Genomic DNA, 22,923 nt, shown 5'->3' on the forward strand with positions numbered 1-22,923 from the left:
TTCGGCGTCGACGTAGCATGCCGGGATGCTTCTTACGCTTAATCGATACGCGACAATGACGATGGTGTTGGCGCTCTCGGCCTGTCCGGGCGGCGAAAAGGGGACCGGCGAGACCGAGAGCGGGGCGACGGCGGGCGAGACCGAAGGCGGGGCGACGGCGGGCGAGACCGTGGCAGAGACCCAGGGCGGCGCGACCGTGGGCGAGGTCCCGGCGGAGTGCGAGCAGGCCGATCCGGCCGCCGACGCGGGCTTCGAGCTGACGTTCAAGGACTGGGACGCCGGCTCGTTCGCCGACTTCGACGTGCAATGCGTGGTCGATGCGGTGACAGTGGCCGAGGCGGCGGTGACGACGGCGATGACCTGCGAGGTCGACGGGTCGTCGGAGCCGGCGTCGCTGCGCTTCGCGGTCGCGCCCGAGGGGGCGGTCGACTGGGAGGCCGGGCTGGCGGTGCGCCTGCGGATCGAGAAGGACGGCGATTTCGCCGACAAGCGCATCGTGCAGCTGCGCGCGGCCGCGGACGACGCGATCCTCGCGGTCGCGGTGGCGGGCGGGGTCGACAACAATTCAGGCTACCCCGAGGCGTTCCTGCCGCTGATCTACGGCTATTCGCGGGTGTGCGAGGGCGCGGGGGACACCGACGGCGGGACGCCGGCGCAGATCGACCTGTCCGACCCAGGCAAGGCGGAGCTCCACCTGATCTCGCAGCACCGCGGGAGCCTGCCGATCGACGGCGAGCACGCGTATGCGGTCGACGCCGGCGAGGTCGTCACCGGCGAGTCCGCGCACTACCCGGTGGCGCAGGACGTGCTGCTGCGACGGGTCCGCCTCGGCGGCTGAGCGAGGCGCCGCGCGAGCGCGGGTGGGATGGTCCACGGCGGCCAGAGATCGCGGCGGCGCGATCGATGGTTCATGGGACATATTCCTTGGAACATGTCCTTCAGGACATTGATTGAACTCGGGTGGCGGTTGACGCCCTCGCCGCCGGGAAGTACCTTTCAGGGCATGCGACGATTATTTTTTATGGGGACGATCGCTGTGGCTCTGGCTGGCGGGTGCGCGCCGAAGGAGGGCGGCGAGACGGACGGCGGGTTCCCGGCGGAGTGCGGGCAGGCCGATCCGGCCGCCGACGCGGGGTTCGAGCTGGAGTTCCAGGACTGGGACTCGCTGACGGGCTTCGAGGCCGACGTGCAGTGCGCGGTCGATGCGGTGACGGTGACCGCAGGCGCGGTGACGACGGCGATGACCTGCGAGGTCGAGGGCGCGTCGGCGCCGGCGAGCCTGCGCTTCGGGGTCGCGCCCGAAGGGCCGGTCGACTGGGAGGCCGGGCAGGCGGTGCGACTCGTGGTCCGGAGGAACTTCGACTTCGCGACCCAGCGCATCGTGCAGCTGCGCGCGGCCGCGGACGACGCGATCCTCGCGGTGGCGGTGACGGGCGGGACCGACAACAACACCGGCTATCCGCAGGCGTTCCTGCCGCTGGAGTACGATTATTCTTCGGTGTGCGACCCTTCCAACGACACCGAGAGCGGGATGCCGGCGCAGATCGATCTCCGCGGCTCGGGCGAGGCGGAGCTCCACCTGATCTCCCACCACCGCGGGAGCCTGCCGATCGACGCCGGGCACGCGTATGCGGTCGACGTCGGCGAGGTGGTGACCGGAGAGTCGAATCAATTCCCGGTGTCGCAGGAGGTGCTGCTGCGTCGGGTCCGCCTCGGCGGGTGAACGGGCGGCTCGCGCGGCCCACCCGAGCAGCAGCGGCGCGCGTCGTCCATGGTCTTCTGGACATGTTTAAAAAGGCATGTGCACACCGCGGGCGCGAGATTTGCGAGGCTTTGACGCGGACGCCGGCGCGAGCTACCTTCGAGAGATGCGTTGTTTAATTATTGGACATACGGTGATCGTCGCCGCGCTGGCGTGCGCGTCGGCGTGCGCGCCGAAGGACGGCGAGCCAGGCGAGACGGATGCGAGCTCGGGCTCGTCGACCGGGACGGACGGCGAGGAGCCCACGGGCGGCTCCTCCGACACGGAGGAGCCCACTGCGGGCGAGGCTTCGACGTGCGAGGGCGAGCCGACCGACGCGGCCGAGTTCGAGTTCACCTTCGACTGGGTGCAGGAGGAGGCGGAGATCGACGTGACGTGCGAGGTCGACGCGGTGACGGTCGACGCCGGCCAGGTGACGACCGCGTTCACCTGCGACCTCGGCGGCGCGTCCGGGGCCGCGAGCCTGCGCTTCGCGGCCCCGCCCGAGGGGCCAGTCGACTGGGAGGCCGGGCTGGCGGTGCGGGTGAAGTGGCTCGAGGAGCTCGAATTCGGCGACCTGAGGCTGGTGCAGCTGCGCGCGGCCGAGGACGACGGGCTGCTGGCCGTGGGGGTGTACGGCGGCCAGGAGGGTCCCGACGTGCAGGAGGCGTTCGCGCCGCTCACTTACGGCCACTCGTCGGTGTGCGGGGCGCCGTCCGGCGACGTCGTGCCGGCGCAGCTCGACTTCGAGGCGTCGTGGGGCGAGGCGCTGCACCTGATGCAGGGTCAGCGGGGCAGCTTGCCGATCGACGCCGGGCACGCGTTCGCGATCGACGTGGGTCGGGCCGAGGACAACGCGTCGGCCCACTTCGGTCTCTGGCAAAACGTGGTGCTCCGGCGGGTCCGCCTCGGCGGGTGAGCCGCGCGTCCGCCGACGGCCGGCTTCACACGCGCTGTTGGCAATGCTCGAATGGACATGTCGGAGCGGGCATGTCCGTTCGAGCATGCCTCAGTGGACATGTCCAGAGAGGCCGGCGCCGGCGAGCGGGCGGGTGACGGCGACCGGGGCGCCGTCGCGGTAGCGCAGCACCTGGCCGCGGACGGCGGGGACGCGCGGGCCGGGGGTGATGATGCCGACGAGGTTGAGCGGGTCGACGGCGGCGACCTCGAGCTCCTCGGCGTCGGCCGGCACGCGGCGGAGGGCGGCCAGGGCCTCGACGGCCTCGGGCAGGGCGAATTGCTCGCCCTGCTGGCCGGCGACGAAGCGGCCGCCGCGGATCTCCCCGCGGGCCTCGAGCCGGCGGTAGACATCGAGCAGGGCGCGCCACGGCGGGGCCCCGGTCTCGCGGGTGAGCAAGGGGCGGGCGACGACGCCGTAGCGGCGCAGGTACAGCCGGGCCAGCTCGACCGGGCTGCCGTCGCCGAACGGATCTGGCCGCTCGGACAGGTCGCGGGCGAGCAGCGACCAGCGGCCGCGCAGCAGCCGGCGCGGGCCCTTGCGCGGGTCGACGGTCTCGCACAGGGCGCGCAGGCCGGCGAAGCCGTCGCTGGTGATCGCGCCGGCGCGGGCGAGCTCCCACAGCGCCTCCTCGAGGTCGTCGTGGCCGGCGCCGGTGGCGGCGCGCAGGTCGGCGGCGAAGGCGGCGCCGCGCCCGAGCACGCGGGCGACCTCGCGGGCCAGCTGCGACAGGTGCGGCCACTCGTGCGCCGGCGTGGCGCTCGGGGCGACGAGGCTCGGGGCGTGGGCGCGCAGGAACAGGGCGACCTTGCCGGCCCCGCGCGGCAGCTCGCCGGGCTCGAGGCCCTCGGCCGGCAGCGGCGTGAGGCGGCCCCAGGCGACCTCGCCGGCGAGGCACAGCTCGTCGAGCCAGGCCGGGTCGTAATCGCGGACGCGCCGCGGCAGGACGTCGCGCTCCCACGATTGCGCCGGCAGCTCGAGGCCCTCCAATTGTTCGATGACGCGGAGCAGGCCCTCGGGGCCGTGCAATTGAGTGCCGGGCTGGACGTGCTGCCAGCGGGCGAGGAAGCGGACCAGTTCGGCCGGCGCGACCGCCCGCACCTCCTCGCGCAGGCGCCCGAGAGTGAGCCGGTGGATCCGCTGCAGCAAGCGGCGCTCGCACCACTCGGGCTCGGGTGTGGCGGGCGCGGTGAACTGGCCCTGGAGGACGATGCCGTCGAGCTCGAGGCGGGCCAGGGCGCCCTCGGTGTCGGCGCGCGACAGGCCGAGCGCGGCCGCCAGGGCGCCGGCGGTCAGCGGCGCCGCGGTCTGCACATGGGCGCGGACGAGCCGCAGCGCCGCCTCTTCGGGGTCGACGGGGCCGGAGAGCGCCGGCGGCAGGGCGATGCCCGGCTCGATCGCGGCCGCGGGCCACAGCGCGCGGGCCAGCGGGACCACCTCGGCCGCTATGTACAATGGCGCAGAGGACATGTCCCCGGAGACATCCGAGGCGGGGCGGCGGAGCAGGGCGGCCCGGCCGGCGCGGACCAGCGCGGCGAAGTGCTCGGCCCACTCGGGGCGCGGGGACAGGAGCCGCGGGGCGCACAGCAGGTCGTGCAGCTCGTCGGCGTCGCGCGGGCCGGCGGGGCCGTCGATGGCGACGGCGGCGATGACCGACTCGATCGCGCGCGGGTCGAGGCCGAGCAGGTCGCCGCCGCGGAGGGCGAGCTCGCCGGGGCGGGCGGTCTTGACCTGCCGGGCCCAGCGCTCCTCGAGCGGGGCGTCGTCGAGGAAGGCGAAGGGGTTGGCGGCCAGGATCCCGTGCGAGAACGGGGAGGGGGCGACTGTGTCGCGGGCGAGGGCCCGGATCTCGCCGCCGTGGAGGCGTCGCAACATGGCCTTGAGGCCATCCGCGTCCATGGCCTCTTGCAGGCAGTCGCGGGTGGTCTCGTGGACCAGCGGGTGGTCGGGCGGCTCGATGGTCTCGCCGCCGTGGTTGTCCTGGCAGCCGGCCTGGGCCGGGAACACCGCGGCCAGCAGGTCGGCGGCCTTCATGCGCAGGATCGGCGGCGGCGTGCGGCGGCTGCCCTGGTGGCGCAGCACCGCCAGCGAGCGGGTCGCGTTCCACCGCCAGCGCGTCTCCCACATCGGCGACTGCAGGGCCGCCTGCGTCAGCGCCTCGTCGACCGCCTCCTCGTGCAGGAAGTGGAAGATCGCCTCGAGCGGGAACGAGTGCTGCGGGCCGAGCGACAGCAGCACCGCGTCGTCGGTGGCGGCCGCCTGCAGCTCGAAGTCGAAGGTGCGGCAGAACTTCTTGCGCAGGCCCATGCCGAACGCGCGGTTGATGCGGGCGCCGAACGGGGCGTGGATGATGAGCTGCATGCCGCCCGACTCGTCGAAGAAGCGCTCGGCGACCAGGCACTCCTGGGTCGGCACCGCCCCCAGCGCGCGCGCCCCCTCGGCGACGTAGGCGACCGCTTGATCGATCGCCGGCTGCGACAGGCCGCAGTCGCCGGCCAGCACCGCGCGGGCGCGGTCGTCGGCTTGCCCTTCGAGCATGTCCCAAAGTTCATGTCGTAGGGTCGCGACCTCGGCCGACAGCGCCTCGCTGCGGGCCAGGCCCTCGCCGTTCCAGAACGGGATCGCGGGCGACTGGCCGCGGGCGTCCTCGACGCGCACGCGCCCGGCCTCGACGCGGCGGATCTTCCAGGCGTGCGAGCCGAGGCGGAACACGTCGCCGACCATGCTGTCGATGGCGAAGTCCTCGTCGACGGTGCCGACCACGGCCTCGCTGGTGTCCTCGACGACGGTGTAGTCGGCCTTGTCGGGGATCGCCCCGCCGGAGGTGAGGGCCGCCAGCTGGGCGCCGCGGCGGCCGCGGGCGCGGCCGTGGATCCGGTCGAGGTGGAGCAGGGCGCCGGCGCGGCCGCGGCGGGTGGCGATGCCGTCGCCGAGCATGGCGACGACCTGGTCGAAGTCGCGGCGGGTGAGCGTCGCGTAGGGCGCGGCCCGGCGCGCGAGGGCCCACAGCGCCTCGACGTCCCACTCCTCGGCGCTGCAGGCGGCGACCAGCTGCTGGGCGAGGATGTCGAGCGGGGCCTCGCGCTGGACCGGGCGGTCGATGCGGCCGGCCTTCATCGCCCGCACCGCGGCGGCGCACTCGATCAGATCGTCGCGGGTGGTGGCGAAGACCCGGCCCTTGGGCGTGCCGCCGACGGCGTGGCAGGCGCGGCCGATCCGCTGGCGCAGGACGCTGATCGAGCGCGGCGAGCCGACCTGGACCACGAGCTCGACGTCGCCGATGTCGATGCCGAGCTCGAGCGAGGCGGTGGCGACCACGGCCTTGAGCGCGCCGGTCTGCAGCTTGTGCTCGACCATCTGCCGGGTCCGCTTGGCCAGCGCGCCGTGGTGGGCCGCGACCACGCCCTCGCCGAGCCGCTGCTCGAGGTCGTGGGCGATCCGCTCGGCCAGCCGCCGGCTCGGCACGAAGATCAGGGTGGTGCGGTGCTCGCCGAGGTAGGCCTCGATGCGGGTGTAGAGGTCGTCCCAGGCGGTCCGTGAGGCCACCGCCGACAGCGTCTCCTGCGGCACCTCGACCGCGACGTCGAGCGGCTGCCGCCGGCCGGCGTCGACCAGGTGGCACGGGCGGGAGATGGCCTCGAGGACAGGTTCTGAAGGGCATGACCTTTCGGGCATGTCCACGGGGGCATGCCCCGAAGCGCGACCGAGGTCGTGGCCGACGAGGAAGCGGGCGGCCTCGGCCGGCGGCTCGACGGTGGCCGACAGGCCGATCCGCTGCAGCTTGCGGCCGCACAGGGCGTCGAGACGCTCGAGCGAGAGGGCCAGGTGGGCGCCGCGCTTGTTGCCGACGAGGGCGTGGATCTCGTCGACGATGACCTGCTCGCAGCCGGCCAGGATCGCCCGCCCGCGGTCGGAGGTGAGCAGGAGGTAGAGCGACTCGGGGGTGGTGATGAGGAGGTGCGGCGGCTGCTTCAAGATCCGCGCGCGCTCGCTCGCGGTCGAGTCGCCGGTGCGCAGGGCGGTGCGGATCTTCGGCAGCGGGGTGCCGAGCGCGGCCGCGGCGGCCTCGATGCCGCGCAGCGGCTGCTGCAGGTTGCGCTCGACGTCGGCGCCGAGCGCCTTGAGCGGCGAGATGTAGAGGATGGCGACGGCGTCCGGCAGCGCGCCGGCGAGGCCGCGGCGGACCAGGCCGTCGACCCCGGCGAGGAAGGCCGCGAGGGTCTTGCCCGAGCCGGTCGGGGCCATGACGAGGGTGTCCTCGCCGCGGGCGATCGCCGCCCAGCCGCGCCGCTGGGCCTCGGTCGGGCCGGCGAACCGCTGGCCGAACCACCGCGCCACCGGGGCCGAGAAGGCTGCCCCGAAGGGCATGTCCGAAGAGGCAGGCGCCGGGCCGGCGACGTCGGCGAGGTCGACCCCCAAAGGCGCGGAACCGTCCGTCATCGGCGCAGGATAGCCCGGGGCTGATTGGATGTACAGTGCGCCAGGCCGCGACGAAACGGCGATCTCGGGTCGCGACGCGGCGCCCGTCCGCCGAGAGCGGAGCGGGCGCCGCGAAGTGGAGGGCGCGACTACTCGATCGCGATCAGCAGCTCGTAGTTCGGCGTGGCGTAGCCGAAGTCGGAGTAGGTGACCTTGACGAAGTACTCACCGGCGGCCGGGATCGCGTCGCTGACGAAGTCCTCGTGGTAGTCGTCGTCGGCCGAGGGACCGCCGAGCGAGGTGGAGCAGTCGGCCTCGAACACCTCGACGACGGTGTCGGTGGTGTCGTCGCCGGGGGCGGTGGTGACGTGGATGGTCTTGCCGATGTCGGCGTCGCCGACGGTGAACTTGAACCAGTCGACGTCGGCCTGGTCGGGCATCGAGGCGGAGGTCGTCGCGGGCAGCGTGAGCTCGTTGGCCTGGGCGCACTCGTTGTTCGGCTCGGTCTCCGGCGGCGGCGGGTCGGAGAGGGTGACGTTGATCGTGTACTCGTAGCCCGAGTAGCCGCTATTGTCCCAGTAGACCAGGTACAGCGGGTCCTCGGAGCTGGTGTAGACCGAGATCTCGGAGTCGAACTTGATCAGGTCGGCGAAGCTGCCGCTGGCCGGCAGGGCGATCGCCCGCGCGCTGGCCTCGGCGTCGGCCGAGACGATCGAGAAGGTGACCTTCTTCGGCTCGGGCGGCGGGGTGAACGAGTACAGGTGGGTCTCGAGCGGATCGGCGACCGCGCCGATCTGCTCGGTGCCCTCGGCCAGGGCCACCGGGTCGCGCGCGGCGATCTCGAGCGAGCCCGGGGCGGTCGACGAGAGCTCGGAGCCCTGCGGGCCGCTCAGCACGCTGACGTCGTAGGTGCCGGCGGACACCGGCACGTCGACGAACATCAGGTAGTTGAGGCCGTAGAGGTTGGCGGTGTTGATGTCGCCGTAGAGGCCGGGGTCGCTGCCGCTGACGAGGAGGTTCGTGTAGGTGATGGGCTCGAACAGGCCGTCGCCGGTCTGGGTGGTGTCGAACGGGGTCGAGACGTCGAGCTGGTTGGCGTCGCCGACGAGGATCGAGCCCTGCGCGAGGGTGCCGGCGATCGGGCCGAGCGCGAGCGGGGCCTCGACCTTGAAGGCGCCGGCGTAGACCAGATCGGTGCCGCCCTCGCTGATCGTCACGTCGCGGGCGCCGATGCTGGCGCCGACGTCGACCGTGATGTTGGCCTGGATGCCGGTCGGGCTGGCGACGGTCACGTTGTTGACGGTCACGCCGTCACCGAAGTCGACGGCGACCGCGTCGGTCCACTGGGTGCCGAAGCCGCTGATCGCCACGTCGAGGGTGCGCTCGAGGTAGACCTTGCCGGGCACGATGCTGCTGATGCTCGGGTCGCTTCCGGGTCCGGGCGGTCCGGGCGGACCTTCGGGGCCGGGCTCGCCGGGCTCGCCGGGCTCGCCGGGCTCGCCGGGCTCGCCGGGCTCTCCGGGCGGGCCGGGCACGCCGGTGGTCGGCGGAGAGTCGGTGTCCGACTCGCCGTCGGTGTCCGTTCCGTCGCTGTCGGAGTCGGTGCCGCTGCTGGCCGTCGAGTCGCCACAGCCCACCGCCATCACCGGCATCACCGCCACGGCCGCGACCAGCCAATCCAGGTGTCTATCCCTATTGCGTGAAGTCATCATGTGGTCGGCGATGGTAACGAAATCTTCACGCGCAGGTGACGCAATTCGCGAGAGGTCCGATGGTTTTCCGTGACGCTCCAGGGGGGCGCTGGGGCCAGATTGGCGGCCGCGCGACGCCGCCCGGCGGTCACGTGACCGCGGCGCGAGGGCGCGCGCGATTGATGGCAAATGGCCATTGGGACAGGTCTGGAGAAGCGTGACAATCGAGCGCCGCGACGTCCGATTCGCGCCGCTGGCGCGACCCGAGACGCAGGGAGAGATGGCCCTCGAGACATGTCCATTCAGACATGCCGTTGGCGAGCGACGAGGCGCCCGCGGCCGCTAGCGGGCGTCCTGGCCGCCGGAGAGCGCCTCGGCGCGGGCCTTGAGGGCGCGGGCGTGGCGGTCGAAGCCGTCTTGGACCTTGGCCAGCGGGAGGAAGCGGGTGAGCAGGCCGGTAAATTCTTCGCGGGTGAAATAGCGGCTGCGTCCGCCGGGCAGCGGGTCGACCTGCTGCAGGCGGGTGGCGCGGACCAGGCCGAATGTGGGCAGCAGACCGGTGAAGCGGTAGGCGAGGCGGCCGGGCCGGGGGCCGTCGGGGGCGACGAGCTCGGTGATCCGCTCGCCCGAGCTGGCGCCGGTGCCGTCATTCCAGCGCACGTGGAGCCGCATGGCAGCGTCCGGCGCGGGCGGCCCGGCGTGGTCGATGGCCACGATGAAGGGATTCCATTCGTGGTAGCGATCGAGGTCGAGCATGACCGCCCACACGCGCGCGGGCGGGGCGTCGATGTCGAGGGTTGCTTCGGCGAAAGGTTTCGACATGGGGTTCACGGGGCGACGTCCGCCCAGACCTGCAGGTTGGCCCAGGTGGCGCCGTACCACGGATAGAAGCGATCTTCGACCGGGCCCGGCAGGCCGAGGCGAACCAGCGGATCGCGGGTGACCGCGACGTCGAGCGGGTCGAGGGCGGCGGCGATCGTCGGGCCGACCTGCTGGCCGCCGCTGAACACGGTGACCCGCGTGAGCCACGGCTTGGCCTCGAGGATGACGTGCCACACCTGTCCCGGAGACCAGGGACCGGGGGTGTCGGCGGTGTACGCGAGGTGGTTGCCGACCTCGAGGCGGCTGTCGCCGGGAGTGCACGCGCCGCGGACGCGGTCCATCGGGTGATAGAAGACGGTGGCCAGGACCTTGCCGGCCGGCTGGGTGCCGAACACCGAGGCGATGCCGAAGAACTCGGGGCAGCCCTCGGGATCGAGGGCGACGATGTCGTCGAGGTTGTCGAGGGTCTGCAGGTCGAACTCGACGCGCACGCAATTGAAGCCCTGGCCGGGCTGGAGGAACGCGGCCTCGTAGACGCTGCCGTCGGTGGTGGCCCACAGCACCGGCCCGGGCCGGTCGAGCACGAGGGCGTAGTTCGCACACGGACCGCCGTCGACCGGGCCGTCGGTGCCGCTCGTGGCGGTGGTCTCGGGCCCCGGCAGGCCGGTGGTCGGCGCGCCTTCGGCGGTGCTGCCGGTGGTGGTCGCGGTCGCGTCGCCGGTGGTGGTCGCGGTCGCTTCGGGCTCGCCGGTCGCCGGCTCGGTGGCCGTCGTGGTGCCGCCGTCGCCGGGCCGGTCGCCGCCGCCGCAGGCGATCAATGCGCTAAAGGACAGGTTGAAAAGGACATGTCGCATGAGACAGAGGAGAGCGCCGTGGCCGACGGAAGCGCGGCCGACGGGCGGCGCGGCCGACCCGGGTAGTGTATGCGGTCGGCCGCGGTCACGGCGTCTCCTCCAAGGACGATCGGGCGGGGCCTGGCGACCCCGGCGCGAGCCCGGCGCGGGGCCGAGCTAGAAGCGGATCTGCACGCCGCCGGGCGTGACGTTGAAGCGCGCCATGCCGCTGTAGCGGTTGTGGCGGGCCAGGCGGGCCGAGTAGACGATCGCGGGGATGATCGAGGCGATCGTGAGGGCGCCGAAGATCGGGGCCGCGACCGCGGCGGTCTGCCGCTCCCCGTTGCAATCCGCGTGGCGGGCGTGGGTCTCGTCGCAGCGGCGCAGGAGCGCCAGCGGGACCGCGGTGCCGACCACGCCGATGCTGGTAAACACCCACGAGACGGCGGTCTGGGCCTGCAGCTTCTTGCGCTCGCGCTCCCACTCGCTGGCCTGGATCCGCGGCGGGCGGATGCTCTGCGGCGGCGGCGTGGCGCTCGGCGGGCTGACCGAGGAGGGGGTGCTCGGCTCGGTGAGGACCGGCTCGCTGGTCCCCGGCGATTGCGCCGTGCGGGCGGCGAGCAGGCGGGGCGCGAGGCCGCCGGAGTAGCGGACCGGCTGGGCCGGCTCCCGGGCGAGCGCGACCGTCGAGGTGGTGAAGATGAGCAGGGTCAGGACTGTACGGACCAACATGGTTTCAGTCTCCTTGCCGTGACGGCGAGAAAGTCGATCGCATCGGGCGGACCATGCCGTCGCAATCGAGGTCGAGCTTGGCAGCGCGAGTCCCATCATTGGCGGCCGAGGTCGCCCACGCTGGATTCGAGCGGACACGTGTGTCTCCGGCGAACATGCCGAGGGTCGATTCGCTGTATGTGCCGATTCGCGGCCCGGCACAAACTGACATGTGCGTGCGCGTGGCCGGCGATCGCGTGGCGACATTGCGTCGCGCCCGAGAGGCACGATTGGCAGGTCCCGCCCCGGCGCCCGGTCGCCGGTCTCGCGCGGGCGGGGGCGCCCGAACCGCCGCACCGCGCGGCCGACCGCCGGCCGCCGCTCGCCCGGCGGCTGTCTCATGAGACAGCCGCCGATTGGCCGCGAGCCGGCGCGCATACGGCCGCGCCGGCCGCGGGCACGGGAGGTGCTCGCGCCGGCGGGGCGGTCGGGGGGGGCGGAGTGACGCATCACTCGAGCTTCAGCACCAGCTCGTACTTCCCCGAGTTGAAGGGGTCGGCGCTGTGGCTGACCTTGACGTAGACGTCGCCGGCGGCCGTGATCGGGGTGCTGAGGAAGTCCTCGTGGAACGAGTAATCGGGCGACGGGCCGCCGAGCGAGGTGGTGCAGTCGGCGGCGAACACCTCGACGACGGTGTCGGTGTCGGCCTCGCCGGGCTGGGTGATGACGTGGACGCTCTTGCCCACGTCGGCGTCCATGGCCTTGAACACGAACCAGTCGACGTCGGAGGCGTCGCGCAGCTCGCCGAGCGTCGAGGACGAGGACTCGACGCGGGTGGCCTCGTCACAGGTGTCGTTCGGCTCGGTCTCGGGCGGCGGCGGCTCGCCGGTGACGAGGTTGATGGTGAAGTCGTGCTTCGGGGCGCCGGCGGCGTCCCAGTAGATGACGTAGATCGGCTCGGCGGCGGTGCTGTCGACGACCACGCGCACGTCGGCGGCGATCAGGTCGGCGAAGCTGCCGCTGGCGGGCAGGACCGCCAGGATGGGCGCGGCGGCCTGGTCCGCGGCGGTGACGGTGAAGGTCATCCGGGTCGGCTCGGCCGGCGGAGTGAAGGTGTACAGCGCGGTGCCGAACTGATCCTTGAGCGTGCCGACGTTGTCGCCCTCCTTCAGCGGGATCGGGGTGCGGGTGGCGATCGGGAGGATGTCCGGCCCGGTCGAGGTCACCTCGCCGCTGTCGACGTGCACGTCGTAGGTGCCGGCGGCGACCGGCACGTCGACGAGCAGGGCGAAATCGGCGCTGTACTGCTGGGCGTAGAAGTAATCGACGGTGAACCCGGGTTCGACGGTGAGGGTGCTGTCCATCGAGTCGAACGGGGTCGAGATGTCGCGCTGGACGAGGGTGCCGGTGAGGACCGAGCCGACGGCGCGGGTTCCCTGCAGGGTCTTGAAGGCCAGCGGCGCCTCGAGCACGAAGGCGCCGGCGTAGACGACCTCGACCTCGCCCTCGCGGACGGTGACGTCGCGGGCGCCGAGGGCGGCGCGGTCGTCGATGGTGATGTGCGCGACCAGGCCGGTGGGGCTGGCGACGCGCACGCTGTCGACGGTGATGCCGTCGCCGAAGTCGACCTCGACGGCGTCGGTCCACTGGGTGTCGTCGCCGCTGATCGTGACGTCGAGGACGCGCTCGATGAAGGCGCGGTTGGGGTAGACGGCGCTGATGCTCGGATCGTCGAGCGCCGGCTCCGCGGGGGCGAGCAGGGCGGGCTGGCTGCGCTGCGCGGCCAGGAGGCTCGACAGGCGGGCGCGGGCCGCCGCGGGGTCGGTGTCCACGGGGGTCACGGCGTGGAGGAGCAGCGTGGTCAACATTGTCGCTTGCAGGATCATGTGGTTCTCCTTGCGCTGGCGACGAGCACGCCGTGCGCAGGTGCATCGAGCGCGTCGTCGCTATCGCGGTAGAGCCCGCAGGTGCAGCCTGCGGGCGGGTCCAGGGTCGATCCCGTATGGGGCGATTCGCCGCGGCGAACAATCCGACATGTATGACCGGCGCGGCTCGTGATTCACGGGTCGCGCGATCCAGCGATTCGGTCGAGGATCGCCGGCTCGCCCCGGCGACCGCCCGATCGCCGCGGACCGGTCATCGGCGGGCGAGGCGACGCGACGGCGCGCGGGCGAGGCGACGTGACGGCGCGCGGAGAGGCGGCCGCCCGGGCGACGGGCCGCGCCGGCGCGGCCGCGAGCTCATCCGGCGCCGCGGGCGAGCCGGGCGGCCGGGCCTCCATGGCGCATGGCCGAGCGGGCAGGGCATCGAGGACATGTCCCTACGGGCATGTCCGAACGAGCAGGCCGAACCGAACGAGCGGGCCGGCGGTCAGCGGCCGATGCCGGCGTACTCGAAGCCGAGGGCCTCGACGTGCTGGCGGTCCCACTGGTTGCGGCCGTCGAGCAGGACGGTGCCGGCCATGATGCGGCGCAGGCGCTCGAAGTCCGGGCTGCGGTACTCTCGCCACTCGGTGGCGAGGACGAGGGCGTGGGCGCCCTCGGCGGCGTCGTACGGGTCGCTGGTGAGCGTGCAGGCGGCGGCGACGTGCGGGCTGAGGGAGGCGAGGAAGTTCTTGCCGGCCTCGGGGTCGTGGAGGCGCAGGCGGGCGCCGTCGCCGACGAGGGTGCGGACGATCTTCAGCGCCGGCGCCTCGCGCACGTCGTCGGTGTTGGGCTTGAACGACAGGCCCCACACGCCGAAGGTCTTGCCGGCGAGGTCGCCGCCGAGCCGCTGCCGCAGCTTGCGGACGATCACGAGCTTCTGCGCCTCGTTGATGCGCTCGGCGCTGGCGACGATCTCGAGCGAGTGGCCGAACTCGCGGGCGGTGGTGAGGAGGGCGCGGATGTCCTTGGGGAAGCAGGAGCCGCCGTAGCCGACGCCGGGGTAGAGGAACTTGTTGCCGATCCGCGGGTCGGAGCCCATGCCGCGGCGCACCAGCTCGACGTCGGCGCCGAGCGCGTCGGCGAGGTTGGCCATGTCGTTCATGAAGCTGATGCGCGCGGCGAGGTAGGCGTTGCAGGCGTACTTGGTGAGCTCGGCCGAGCGCGCGTCCATGAACAGGATCCGGTCGCTGGTGCGGCAGAACGGCTGGTAGAGCCGGTGCAGCATCTCGCGCGCGTGGGCGTCGTCGGTGCCGACGATGACGCGGTCGGGGTGCATGAAGTCGTCGACCGCGGCGCCCTCCTTGAGGAACTCGGGGTTCGAGACGACGGTGAACGGGACGCGCGTCTGCTCGCCGACGATGCGGGCGATCCGCTCGGCGGTGCCGACCGGCACGGTGCTCTTGTCGACGATGATCGTCGGCCGGGTGATGTGACGCCCGATCTCGCTCGCGGCCTGGTAGAGGTACGAGAGGTCGGCGCTGCCGTCGGCGGCGGTCGGGGTGCCGACGGCGAGGAAGATGACGTCGCCGTGCACCGCGGCCTCGGCGTTGCTGGTGGTGAAGCGGAGGCGCCCGGCCTGGATGTTGTGCTCGACCAGCGGCTCGAGCCCGGGCTCGAAGATGGGCAGCTTGCCGGCCTTGATCGAGTCGATCTTGCCGGCGTCGATGTCCGCGCACAGAACATCGTTGCCGTAGTCGGCGAACACCGCGGCGGCGACGAGGCCGACGTACCCTGTACCGATGACGCTAAGCTTCATGACGCGCGCGGGAGGATACCGAAACGCCGCCTCGTCTGCTACGGTGGCCGTTACCCGTGGCGACGCCTGACGAGCCGAGCGAACCCGCCGAGATCACTCGCTCCGCCGCGGCCTCGCGGCTCGTGTACTTGCTGCCCGTGATCGGCGCGCCGCTCGGGATGGGCGCGGCCATCTTCGCGTCGTTCGCGATCGCGGGGTGGCACGTGACGCACTCGGCGATCGTGCAGGTCGAGCCGCAGTGGGTCGCAGGCGAGCCGGTGGCCGCGCGCGTGCAAGTCCTCGACGGCGGCGGTCAGGCCGTGCCGGACGCGCAGGTCGAGGCGACGCTGCGCCGCGGCGAGGAGCGCGCTCCGCTCGGCACGCTGCGCGACGCGGCCGGGGTGGGGACGGCGCAGGGGCGTCTGACGGCCCCTGGGTGGGCTCCGGGCCCGGCGAAGCTGGAGCTGGCGATCGCCGCGCACGAGCAGTTCCGCGAGGAGGTCGAGGTCGAGCTGGTCGCGTCTCGCGCGCCTCGCCGCGGGACGCCGACGGTGTCGGGTTCGACAAAAAATTACGCAGATGACACCGAATCGCAGCCCGAGAAGCTGCGCATCGTGCTGCGTCCGCTGGGCCGCCTGGTCGCCGGCTTCGAGAACGCGCTGGTCGCTCGCGTGACCGACCCCGAGGGCAAGCCGCACCGCGGGCCCGTCGAGGTCCGCCTGCTCGACGGCGAATTCGGCCGGCACAAGGCGGCCCGCGACGCGCCGGCGACGGTGGTCCGCGGCGAGACCGACGCGGCCGGGCTGGTCCGCGTCGACGGGCTGCTGGCCACCGACGTGGTCCGCTTCGAGGTGCGCGCGCTCGCCGGCGCGGAGGATATGTCCCAAGCGACAGGTGCGAAGGAGCCTGGCGCGAAGGATATGTCTGCTGGGACAGGTCCGAAGAGGCAGGCGAAGAGCGGGGCGAAGGACGCGACGGCGGGCGGAGCGAAGGACGCGAGCGCGACGGCGGGCGGAGCGAAGGACGCGAGCGCGACGGCGGCGGGCAAAGCGAAGGACGCGAGCGCGACGGCAGGCGCGAGCGGGACGGCGAAGGACGCGAGCGCGACGGCGGCGGGCAAAGCGAAGGACGCGAGCGCGACGGCAGGCGCGAGCGGGACGGCGAAGGCAGCGGGCGCGAGCGCGGAGGCGGCGGGGGCTGCCCAGGCGAAGGGCGCCGCGGAGGCCGGAGCGGGCGCGACAGCGGGCGCGAGCGCGGCGGCGGCGGGCGGAGCGACGGCTGCAGGCGCGGGCGGGACGGCGAAGGCAGCGGGCGCGAGCGCGGAGGCGGGGGCTGCCCAGGCGAAGGGCGCCGCGGAGGCCGGTGCGGGGGCGACCACGGACGCGAGTTCGGAGCCGCCGGCGATCGCGGCGCGGAAGTTCCGCATGGTCAGCTTCGCGGGCGCGGTGACGGTCGACGCGTCGCCGTGGACGGCGGGGGTCGGCGACGCGCTGACGATCAAGGCGCGCGGGCTGCGGCCGAAGCGGGCGGTGTTCGTCGACGTGCGCGGGCCCGACGGGGCGTGGGTCGACACGCTCGAGCCGCCGGTGGTCGGGCCGGAGCCGCCGCGCACGTGGTCGTCGGCGGGGCTGCAGCCGGGGCTGGTGCAGGTCGAGGCGTATCACTTCACCAATGCGCCGGGCGAGTCGTCGGCGCTGGCGCGGGTGGTCCTCGGGCCGGGCGCGGGGCAGGGGCCGCCGCTGTCGACCCTGATCGCGCTGCAGCGCGAGCGGCTGGCGATGCCGCGGGTCGAGAAGGACTTCGACGCCGGGCTCGAGGGCAAGTACCTCGACGCGCTGGCGACCGCGAGCCTCGACCCGGAGGCGCGCGAGCGGGCCGAGGCGTGGCTGATCGGGACGCTGCCGGTCGAGATCCACGGGCCGCCGACGGCGCTGACGACCCGCGGCCGCGAGGACGAGGACATGACGGCGCTGCGCCGGCTGTGGGCCGGGCGCGTGCGCCTGCTGCTGCTCGGCGGCGGCGGGCTGTTCCTGGCCGTGACGACGCTGCTCATCGTCGTCAGCCACCGCGGCGCGGCCGAACGGCTGGCCCGGGAGATGGTCGGCCAGGGCCCGGAGGTCGCGGTCGAGGTCCGCAAGGCCCAGCGCGCGGTGCTGTGGCGCGCGCTCGGGCTGCTGCTGTCGATGGCGTTCGGGCTGGTGCTGACGGCGGCGGTGCTCGACAAGCTGTTCTGGCAGACATGAGCGAGAGGCCACGTTGTTCGGCGGCGCTCGGCGGGTCGGACACGCTGTTTCGGAGGACATGACCGAAGGGGCATGTCCTCTGGCCCGGCGCGGCCGGACAACACGGGCCTGGAGACATGACCGAAAGGCCGCGTCACGAGGGCGCCCGCGGCGTCGCTCGACGAGCCGGTTCCTGGGACATGACCGAGCGGCCAGGTCCTCCGTCGCCGGCAACGTGCAGGTGTCCTTGAGGACAGGGCGGAGCGGACAGGCCGACGATCAGGCGAAGGCCTTGCGCAGGCGCTGCTCGAGCTCGTCGAGGGCGGCGCGGAAGGCGTCGATCCGCGGGCCGAGGATGGCGAGGTTCTCGGGGACCGCCAGCTCCTCGATGTCGCGGCCGTATTCGAGCAGCGGGCCGCCCGACAGATTGGCGAGGGTACCGACCACGCGGTGGGCGATCCGTCGCACGCACGCGGCGTCGCCGGCCGCGAGGGCGGTGGCGAATTCCTCGTGGATCTGCGGCAGATCGGCGGAGAAGAGGCCGACGAGCATCGCCAGCAGGTCGCGACGACCGCCGAGACGCGCGAGCAGTTCGGCCTCGTCGACCTCTACAGGAGGCGGCGCATGCACGCCTTCATCCTCGCGGATCTCGGCGCGCGGCGCAAGCTCGCGGCGCGTCGCGAAGCCCGCTTCGCTGCCTGCTTCGCCGGGCGAGCGGCGCTGGGATCGCTCGCTCGTGGGCGAGGTGTGACTCGCCCGCGGGAACGATGTTGCCGACGAACCAGCGAGCCGAGCGGGCGGCGAATCGGCGGCGCGGCGCGCGAGCGGCGGGCCCGGGGACGCAGTTCCGGCCGATTCCTTGGGCGCCGGATCGGCCGTGTTATGGTGCGACCTCATGAACGCTCCGCGCGCGATGATCCTCGCCGCCGGCCTCGGCACACGCCTCGGCGGGCTCAGTGCCGTGCGCCCGAAGCCGATGCTGCCGGTCTGCGGCGCGCCGCTGGTCCGCTGGGTGACGCTGTGGCTGCGCTCGCAGGGGGTGCGCGAGGTGGTGGTCAACCTGCATCACCTCGGCGACCAGATCGAGGCCGAGCTCGGCGACGGGTCGAAGCTCGGGATGGCGATCGCCTACTCGCGCGAGGACGGCGAGATCCTCGGGACAGGTGGCGCGCTCCGCCACGCGCGTCACCTGCTCGACGACGGCAGCGGCGCGCCGATCGTGGTCGTCAACGGCAAGATCTTGCTCGAGCTCGAGCTGGCTCGCGTGCTCGCGGTTCACCGTGCGGCGCACGCCGAGGCGACGATGGTGCTGCGCCCCGACCCCGAGGCGGAGCGCTGGGGGAGCCTGCGCGTCGACGATTCGGGGCAGGTCGTGGGTTTGCTCGGGGCGCTCCGACCCGGCGCCGAGGCAGCCGAGCCGCTGATGTTCACGGGGGTTCATGTCCTCGAGCCGCGGTTCTTGGACCGCATCCCTCCGCAAGGCCCGCAGTGCGTGATCCGCACTGCGTACACGGAGCTGTTCCATAGCGGTCGCGGTCTCGCCGGGGTGGTGACCCGCGATTACTGGTGGGAGCACTCGACGGTGCAGCGCTACCTGCAGGGCGTGGCCAACGTGCTGGAGGGCCGGGTGCGGCTACCCTACGCGGAGCGCCACCTGCGAGGTGCTGCGCCCGGCGCGACCATCGGTGCGGGGGCGCACGTCGACCCGACGGCGTGGATCGGCGAGGGCGCCGTGATCGGCGCAGGCGCGCACGTGGGACCGCGGGTGCAGATCGGTGACAGGGCCGTGATCGCCCCCGGGGTGCGCCTGCGCGACGCGATCGTGTGGGACGGGGTCGAGGTGACGCGCGATGTCGAGTGCGCGGTGATGTCCGAAGGGACAGGTTGATTCGGCAGCCCGGGCGGACGCGAGCGCGCGCGCTTCGGCCGATACCTTGACGATGTTCGCGCCGGTCCGCTATGTCCGGCCAATGCATCTTTTCAAAATGACCCTGGGCGCGGCGCTGGTCGCGGGCTCGCTGTCCGGCTGCGTGATCAGCACCGGTGGCACCGACACCAACTTCACCAGCCTCGGCACTGATACCAACGCGACGACGGACACGACCGCCGGCACGACCGATACCGCGGGCACGACCGACACGACCGACGGCACCGCGACCGATACCGCGGGCACGACCGACACGACCGACGGCACGACCGACACGACCGCGCCGACGACCACCGCGCCGACGACCACCGAGCCGACGACGACCACCGCCGGCACGACCGACACCACCACCGGCGGCGCCCTGTGCGGCTGGAGCCCGGGCGACAGCTACTACAGCTGCGGCTTCGAGGGCGAGGACCCGGACGGCACCCACCCGATCGCCTGCCCCGCGGGCCTGGTCGAGGGCGACCCGTGCAGCAACACCGGCCTCACCGGCGAGGGCTGCTGCGACGCCGACGGCAACAACTGGTACTGCGGCGAGGGCGACCCGCAGATCGTCGTGCTCGAGAGCTGCAGCTGAGCCGCGCTCCGCGTCCTCTACGCAAAAGCCCCCCGCGCGCTCGCGGGGGGCTCGCGCGTTTCAGGCCCGCGCCTCGGTGCGGCCCATGAGCTCGTCGATCTTGGCCCGCAGGAACTCCGACAGCTGCTGCGTGCTCGACACCCGGAACTGCGCCAGCTCGAACACCAGCTTGGTCTGCTTGTCGAACTTGAACAGGCTGGTCTTCTCGACCTCCATGCTCAGCTGGAGGTTGGCGCCGAGGTACTCGACGGCGAGGTTGATGTCGGTGACGCCGTAGTCCTTGCGCAGCTGCACCGGCGGCTGAAACTTGCCGGTGAAGCGCTGCCCGAGCGGCTCGGGGTCGAGCTCGGCGAGGCGGTAGTCGAGGGCGCCGAGGGCGTCGCGGATCTTCTCGATGTCGAGGTTGCGGACGTTGATCTGGCTGGCAGCGGCGATGTCGTAGGCCCACTCGATGTCGACGTAGCCGCGGACCTCCCAGTGGACGTCGCGGCCCGAGGGCGAGGTGCCCGGCGGCACGCGCAGTTGGAAGGTCAGCGGCAGGACCTCGTTCTTGGCGGTCCGCCACGGGCCCTGGCGCACCAGGACGCGGTCCCACACGTGGCCGTTCTTGGGCCCGCGCTTGTGGTACTCGACCAGCTCGACGAAGATCGAGGCGACGGTCTCGTTGTCGAGCGCGGTGAACTCGAGGTAGCCGTCGATGACCGCGGCGTTGGTGAAGGTGTCGCCGCGCAGCGCGATCAGCAGCACGCCGTTGTTGTTCGAGCCCTGGCGCCGGTAGGCGTAGTCGGCCGCCTTCGGCGCCGTGGTCCCGCCGATCCCCAGCATGGTCTTCATCGGGCCGCCCTGCGCCGGCGGGTCCTGGAAGGCCGCCGCGGCCGCGGCGACGGGGCTCGCCGGCGCCATCTTGGCCGCCTTGCGCGACTCGATCAGCGCCCGCAGCTCGGCCGGCATCTCCCCCAGCACCGTGGCCCCGCCCTGGCCGCCGCCCTGCCACTCGACCAGCAGCGGGATGTGGCCGAGGAACACCTGCTGGCCCGGCTGCAGCGGCTGCGGGTCGACGCCCACCGGCTCGCCGTTGATCCACGTGCCGTTCGACGAGCCCATGTCGCGGATCACGAGCTGGTCGCCGACGAACGCGACCTCGGCGTGGCGCCGCGAGACGCTGACCTCGCTGGTGGGGAGGCCGCAGGTCGGATCGCGGCCGAGGAGGACGCGCGGATTGCCGACGTCGAGCTGAACGGAGGCGCTGCCGAGCTGGAGCTTGACCTTCTGCATGACCCGCATGGCAACCGCATTCGCTTGCAGAGTCAACAGGGCCGGGGAAAGACGGCGACATCGCGGCGAATCACAGGCGCTCGCGCGATCGCTTGCGAGGCCGTAACCACCCGCTCAAGCGCCGTTCAACAGGCGAATTCGCCGAGCTCGACCGTTGGGGTCTCCGGCCTCCAAGGCCTCGAGCTCGCGCGCGTGGACGAGGGCCTCGTCGCGCCGCCCGAGCCGATGCAGACTGACGACGAGATCCCAGCGATAGCGGGCGCTGGCCGGCTCGAGCTCGACCGCGCGAGCCTCGAGCGCGGCCGCTCCGGCGAGGTCGCCGCCGGCGTAGAGCACAGCCCCGAGCGCGTGCGCGTGGGCTGCAGTGAGGTCGAGGTCGAGGGCGCGGCGCAGGTCGTTCTCCGCGAGCGCGAGGTCGCCGTCGCGGAGGGCGATCGTGCCGCGCGTGGCGTGGGCCCGCGCGCGCTCGCGATCGCCGAGGACGACTTCGCCGGCGTTGAGGAGGCGGATCTCGTCGACCTCGACCGTGGGCGCGGAGGTCCACTCCGGCGTGGCGAAGGCGAGGGCGATCGCGGCGCGGGCCTCGTCGCGGCGACCGAGGCGATCGAGGAGGACGGCGCGGGTGACGTGGTACGGCGTGATCGGGTCGAGCTCGGCGGCGCGGCCTGCGTCGCGCAGGGCGTCCGTCGGGGCGGCTGCGGCGCGCAGAGTGGCGCGGCGGTGGTAGGCGACCGCCAGCGGCAAGACGACGTAGGCGCGCTGCCGCGGGACGAGCTCGGGCAGGCGGGCCTCGCCGGCCGCGATCACGCGGTCCCAGTCGAGCGCCGGCAGCGGCAGGACGTCGACGACCGGGAGCGCGGCGATCCGCGCGTCCCAGTCGCTCGCGGCGGGCGCGAGCCCCTGCAGCAGGCGCGCGAGGCCGGCGACGTCGCGGACGACGGGCTCGCCGGCTGCCAGGCGCCGGACGGCGTCGACGATCGCGGGCTGGCCGCGCGCGGGCGGGGCGAGCGAGAGGTAGAAGCCGGCCAGGCGCGCGAGGTCGCCGGCGATCGGGTCGCTGTGCGGGTCATACTGCGGCGGCAGGTCGGCCGCTTCGTCCGTGACGGAGCCCGCGATGCGATCCTCGAGGTCGCGCGCGAGGGCGTCGGGATCGGTCTCGGGCGGGGCGTCGTCGAGGTCGGCCAGCTCACGGTGGCTCGGGACCAGCCAGGCGATCGTCCATTCACCTGACCTTTGGGTCATGCGGAGATTGTGCCGGCCGAAGTCGATCGGCATCGGCATGTCGAAGTCGAGGCGGCCGTGCGCGGTGCGACCGCCCTCGCCGCCGCAACCGATCGCGTGCAGGCGCGCCACGACCTCGCAGGCCGCCAGAGCGCAAGCGGCAGCCTGCGCGGGCGGCAGCCGCGGCCGGGCGACGGCGGGCGGAGGCTCGGCGAACACGACCCCCTGGCCGACGTGGAGGATCGGCACCGTGTGCGGCGAGGCGGCGGCGACGACGTGACGCGCGACAGCCTCGGCCCACATGCTGGCGGCCCACTGCCAGAACTCCTCGGGGAGCCGCTCGAGGACGCGGACGCGATCGCCGGTGCGGCGATCGACCGCGGTCGTCCACAGATCGTCCTCCCCGTAGGCGCGGTCGTTGCGGCTCCGCTCCCAGCGCAGCCAGCGGAGGCGGTGGCGGGTGGCGACGACGTCGAAGCGGTCGGCGATGACGCGGGGCGTGGTCATCGGGTCCGCTCCTGCAGGCGCGGGCGCGCGACGGCGACGAACGTGGCGGTCGCCAGCGCGGCGAGCCACAGGGCGAGCGCCGGGAGCTCTTTCTCCGGCGGCGGCGCGGGGGTCGGCGGATCGCGCGGCTCCCAGTCGTGCGGGCGCTCGGCCTCGGGCAGGACGTCAGCCGCGGCGATCGCGGGCGAGGCGAAGAGGACGAGGACGAGCGAGCTCGACCGGAGCATGCCGACGAGGGTAGCGAGCGCGCGGCCAGCTCTCAAGCCGGCGCCGCGGGGGGCCCGCGAGCGCGAGGCCGCGCCGAGCTGTCCGTCGGGACAGGTGCAGGCGCGCCCGCGGAGGGCGGTGAGATGGCC

Annotated in this window: 17 protein-coding genes; 6 read left to right on the forward strand and 11 right to left on the reverse strand. The window is 73.2% G+C overall.

Annotated elements, in window-relative coordinates:
- Positions 1–55 precede the first annotated feature (55 nt).
- From O0S08_RS11735 to O0S08_RS11745, 3 genes are all read left to right on the forward strand, one after another.
- Entirely contained in the window at positions 56–838 is a 783-nt protein-coding gene (locus O0S08_RS11735) for a hypothetical protein (protein WP_269039173.1), read from the forward strand.
- Positions 839–1,021: 183 nt separating this feature from the next.
- Entirely contained in the window at positions 1,022–1,723 is a 702-nt protein-coding gene (locus O0S08_RS11740) for a hypothetical protein (RefSeq protein WP_269039174.1), read from the forward strand.
- Between the two features lie 145 nt (positions 1,724–1,868).
- On the forward strand, positions 1,869–2,660 hold the full coding sequence (locus tag O0S08_RS11745; RefSeq protein ID WP_269039175.1) for a hypothetical protein: 792 nt from the start codon (positions 1,869–1,871) through the stop codon (positions 2,658–2,660).
- Positions 2,661–2,750: 90 nt separating this feature from the next.
- Here the strand turns inward: O0S08_RS11745 and O0S08_RS11750 are convergent, their stop codons facing one another.
- The 7 genes from O0S08_RS11750 to O0S08_RS11780 all read right to left on the reverse strand — a co-directional run bounded on the left by O0S08_RS11750 (position 2,751) and on the right by O0S08_RS11780 (position 14,856).
- Complete coding sequence (locus tag O0S08_RS11750; RefSeq protein ID WP_269039176.1) at positions 2,751–7,139, reverse strand: DEAD/DEAH box helicase; 4,389 nt, start codon at positions 7,137–7,139, stop codon at positions 2,751–2,753.
- Positions 7,140–7,267: 128 nt separating this feature from the next.
- Entirely contained in the window at positions 7,268–8,830 is a 1,563-nt protein-coding gene (locus O0S08_RS11755; RefSeq protein ID WP_269039177.1) for a hypothetical protein, read from the reverse strand.
- A 321-nt stretch (positions 8,831–9,151) separates the two neighbouring features.
- Positions 9,152–9,631 (reverse strand): SRPBCC domain-containing protein, encoded by a 480-nt coding sequence (locus tag O0S08_RS11760; protein ID WP_269039178.1) that lies wholly within the window; start codon positions 9,629–9,631, stop codon positions 9,152–9,154.
- A gap of 5 nt (positions 9,632–9,636) precedes the next feature.
- Positions 9,637–10,485, reverse strand: a complete 849-nt coding sequence (locus O0S08_RS11765) for a hypothetical protein (protein WP_269039179.1) — start codon at positions 10,483–10,485, stop codon at positions 9,637–9,639.
- Positions 10,486–10,641: 156 nt separating this feature from the next.
- Complete coding sequence (locus O0S08_RS11770; protein WP_269039180.1) at positions 10,642–11,196, reverse strand: hypothetical protein; 555 nt, start codon at positions 11,194–11,196, stop codon at positions 10,642–10,644.
- Positions 11,197–11,684: 488 nt separating this feature from the next.
- Positions 11,685–13,061, reverse strand: coding sequence for a hypothetical protein (locus O0S08_RS11775; RefSeq protein ID WP_269039181.1), 1,377 nt, complete (start codon positions 13,059–13,061; stop codon positions 11,685–11,687).
- Between the two features lie 484 nt (positions 13,062–13,545).
- On the reverse strand, positions 13,546–14,856 hold the full coding sequence (locus tag O0S08_RS11780; RefSeq protein ID WP_269039182.1) for a UDP-glucose dehydrogenase family protein: 1,311 nt from the start codon (positions 14,854–14,856) through the stop codon (positions 13,546–13,548).
- Between the two features lie 56 nt (positions 14,857–14,912).
- Between O0S08_RS11780 and O0S08_RS11785 the strand changes: the two genes are divergently transcribed.
- Positions 14,913–17,078, forward strand: a complete 2,166-nt coding sequence (locus O0S08_RS11785; protein ID WP_269039183.1) for a hypothetical protein — start codon at positions 14,913–14,915, stop codon at positions 17,076–17,078.
- Positions 17,079–17,336: 258 nt separating this feature from the next.
- On the opposite strand, the gene O0S08_RS11790 is transcribed toward O0S08_RS11785, so the two are convergent.
- The gene (locus tag O0S08_RS11790) at positions 17,337–17,687 is read right to left on the reverse strand and encodes an Hpt domain-containing protein (protein WP_269039184.1); all 351 of its coding nucleotides are present in this window, start codon (positions 17,685–17,687) and stop codon (positions 17,337–17,339) included.
- Positions 17,688–17,952: 265 nt separating this feature from the next.
- Here O0S08_RS11790 and O0S08_RS11795 point away from each other — a divergent pair, with 265 nt between their 5' ends.
- Both O0S08_RS11795 and O0S08_RS11800 read left to right on the forward strand, forming a co-directional pair.
- Complete coding sequence (locus O0S08_RS11795; RefSeq protein WP_269039185.1) at positions 17,953–18,945, forward strand: nucleotidyltransferase family protein; 993 nt, start codon at positions 17,953–17,955, stop codon at positions 18,943–18,945.
- A gap of 82 nt (positions 18,946–19,027) precedes the next feature.
- The gene (locus tag O0S08_RS11800; protein ID WP_269039186.1) at positions 19,028–19,564 is read left to right on the forward strand and encodes a hypothetical protein; all 537 of its coding nucleotides are present in this window, start codon (positions 19,028–19,030) and stop codon (positions 19,562–19,564) included.
- A 60-nt stretch (positions 19,565–19,624) separates the two neighbouring features.
- On the opposite strand, the gene O0S08_RS11805 is transcribed toward O0S08_RS11800, so the two are convergent.
- The 3 genes from O0S08_RS11805 to O0S08_RS11815 form a co-directional block, all read right to left on the reverse strand.
- Positions 19,625–20,839 (reverse strand): FHA domain-containing protein, encoded by a 1,215-nt coding sequence (locus tag O0S08_RS11805; RefSeq protein ID WP_269039187.1) that lies wholly within the window; start codon positions 20,837–20,839, stop codon positions 19,625–19,627.
- A 114-nt stretch (positions 20,840–20,953) separates the two neighbouring features.
- A complete protein-coding gene (locus O0S08_RS11810) occupies positions 20,954–22,567 on the reverse strand; it encodes a tetratricopeptide repeat protein (protein WP_269039188.1) in 1,614 nt (537 codons plus the stop codon).
- Positions 22,564–22,794, reverse strand: coding sequence for a hypothetical protein (locus O0S08_RS11815; RefSeq protein ID WP_269039189.1), 231 nt, complete (start codon positions 22,792–22,794; stop codon positions 22,564–22,566). The genes O0S08_RS11810 and O0S08_RS11815 overlap by 4 nt, the downstream gene beginning before the upstream one ends.
- Positions 22,795–22,923 lie beyond the last annotated feature (129 nt).

Source organism: Nannocystis punicea, from assembly GCF_026965555.1.
GTDB lineage: Bacteria > Myxococcota_A > Polyangia > Nannocystales > Nannocystaceae > Nannocystis > Nannocystis punicea.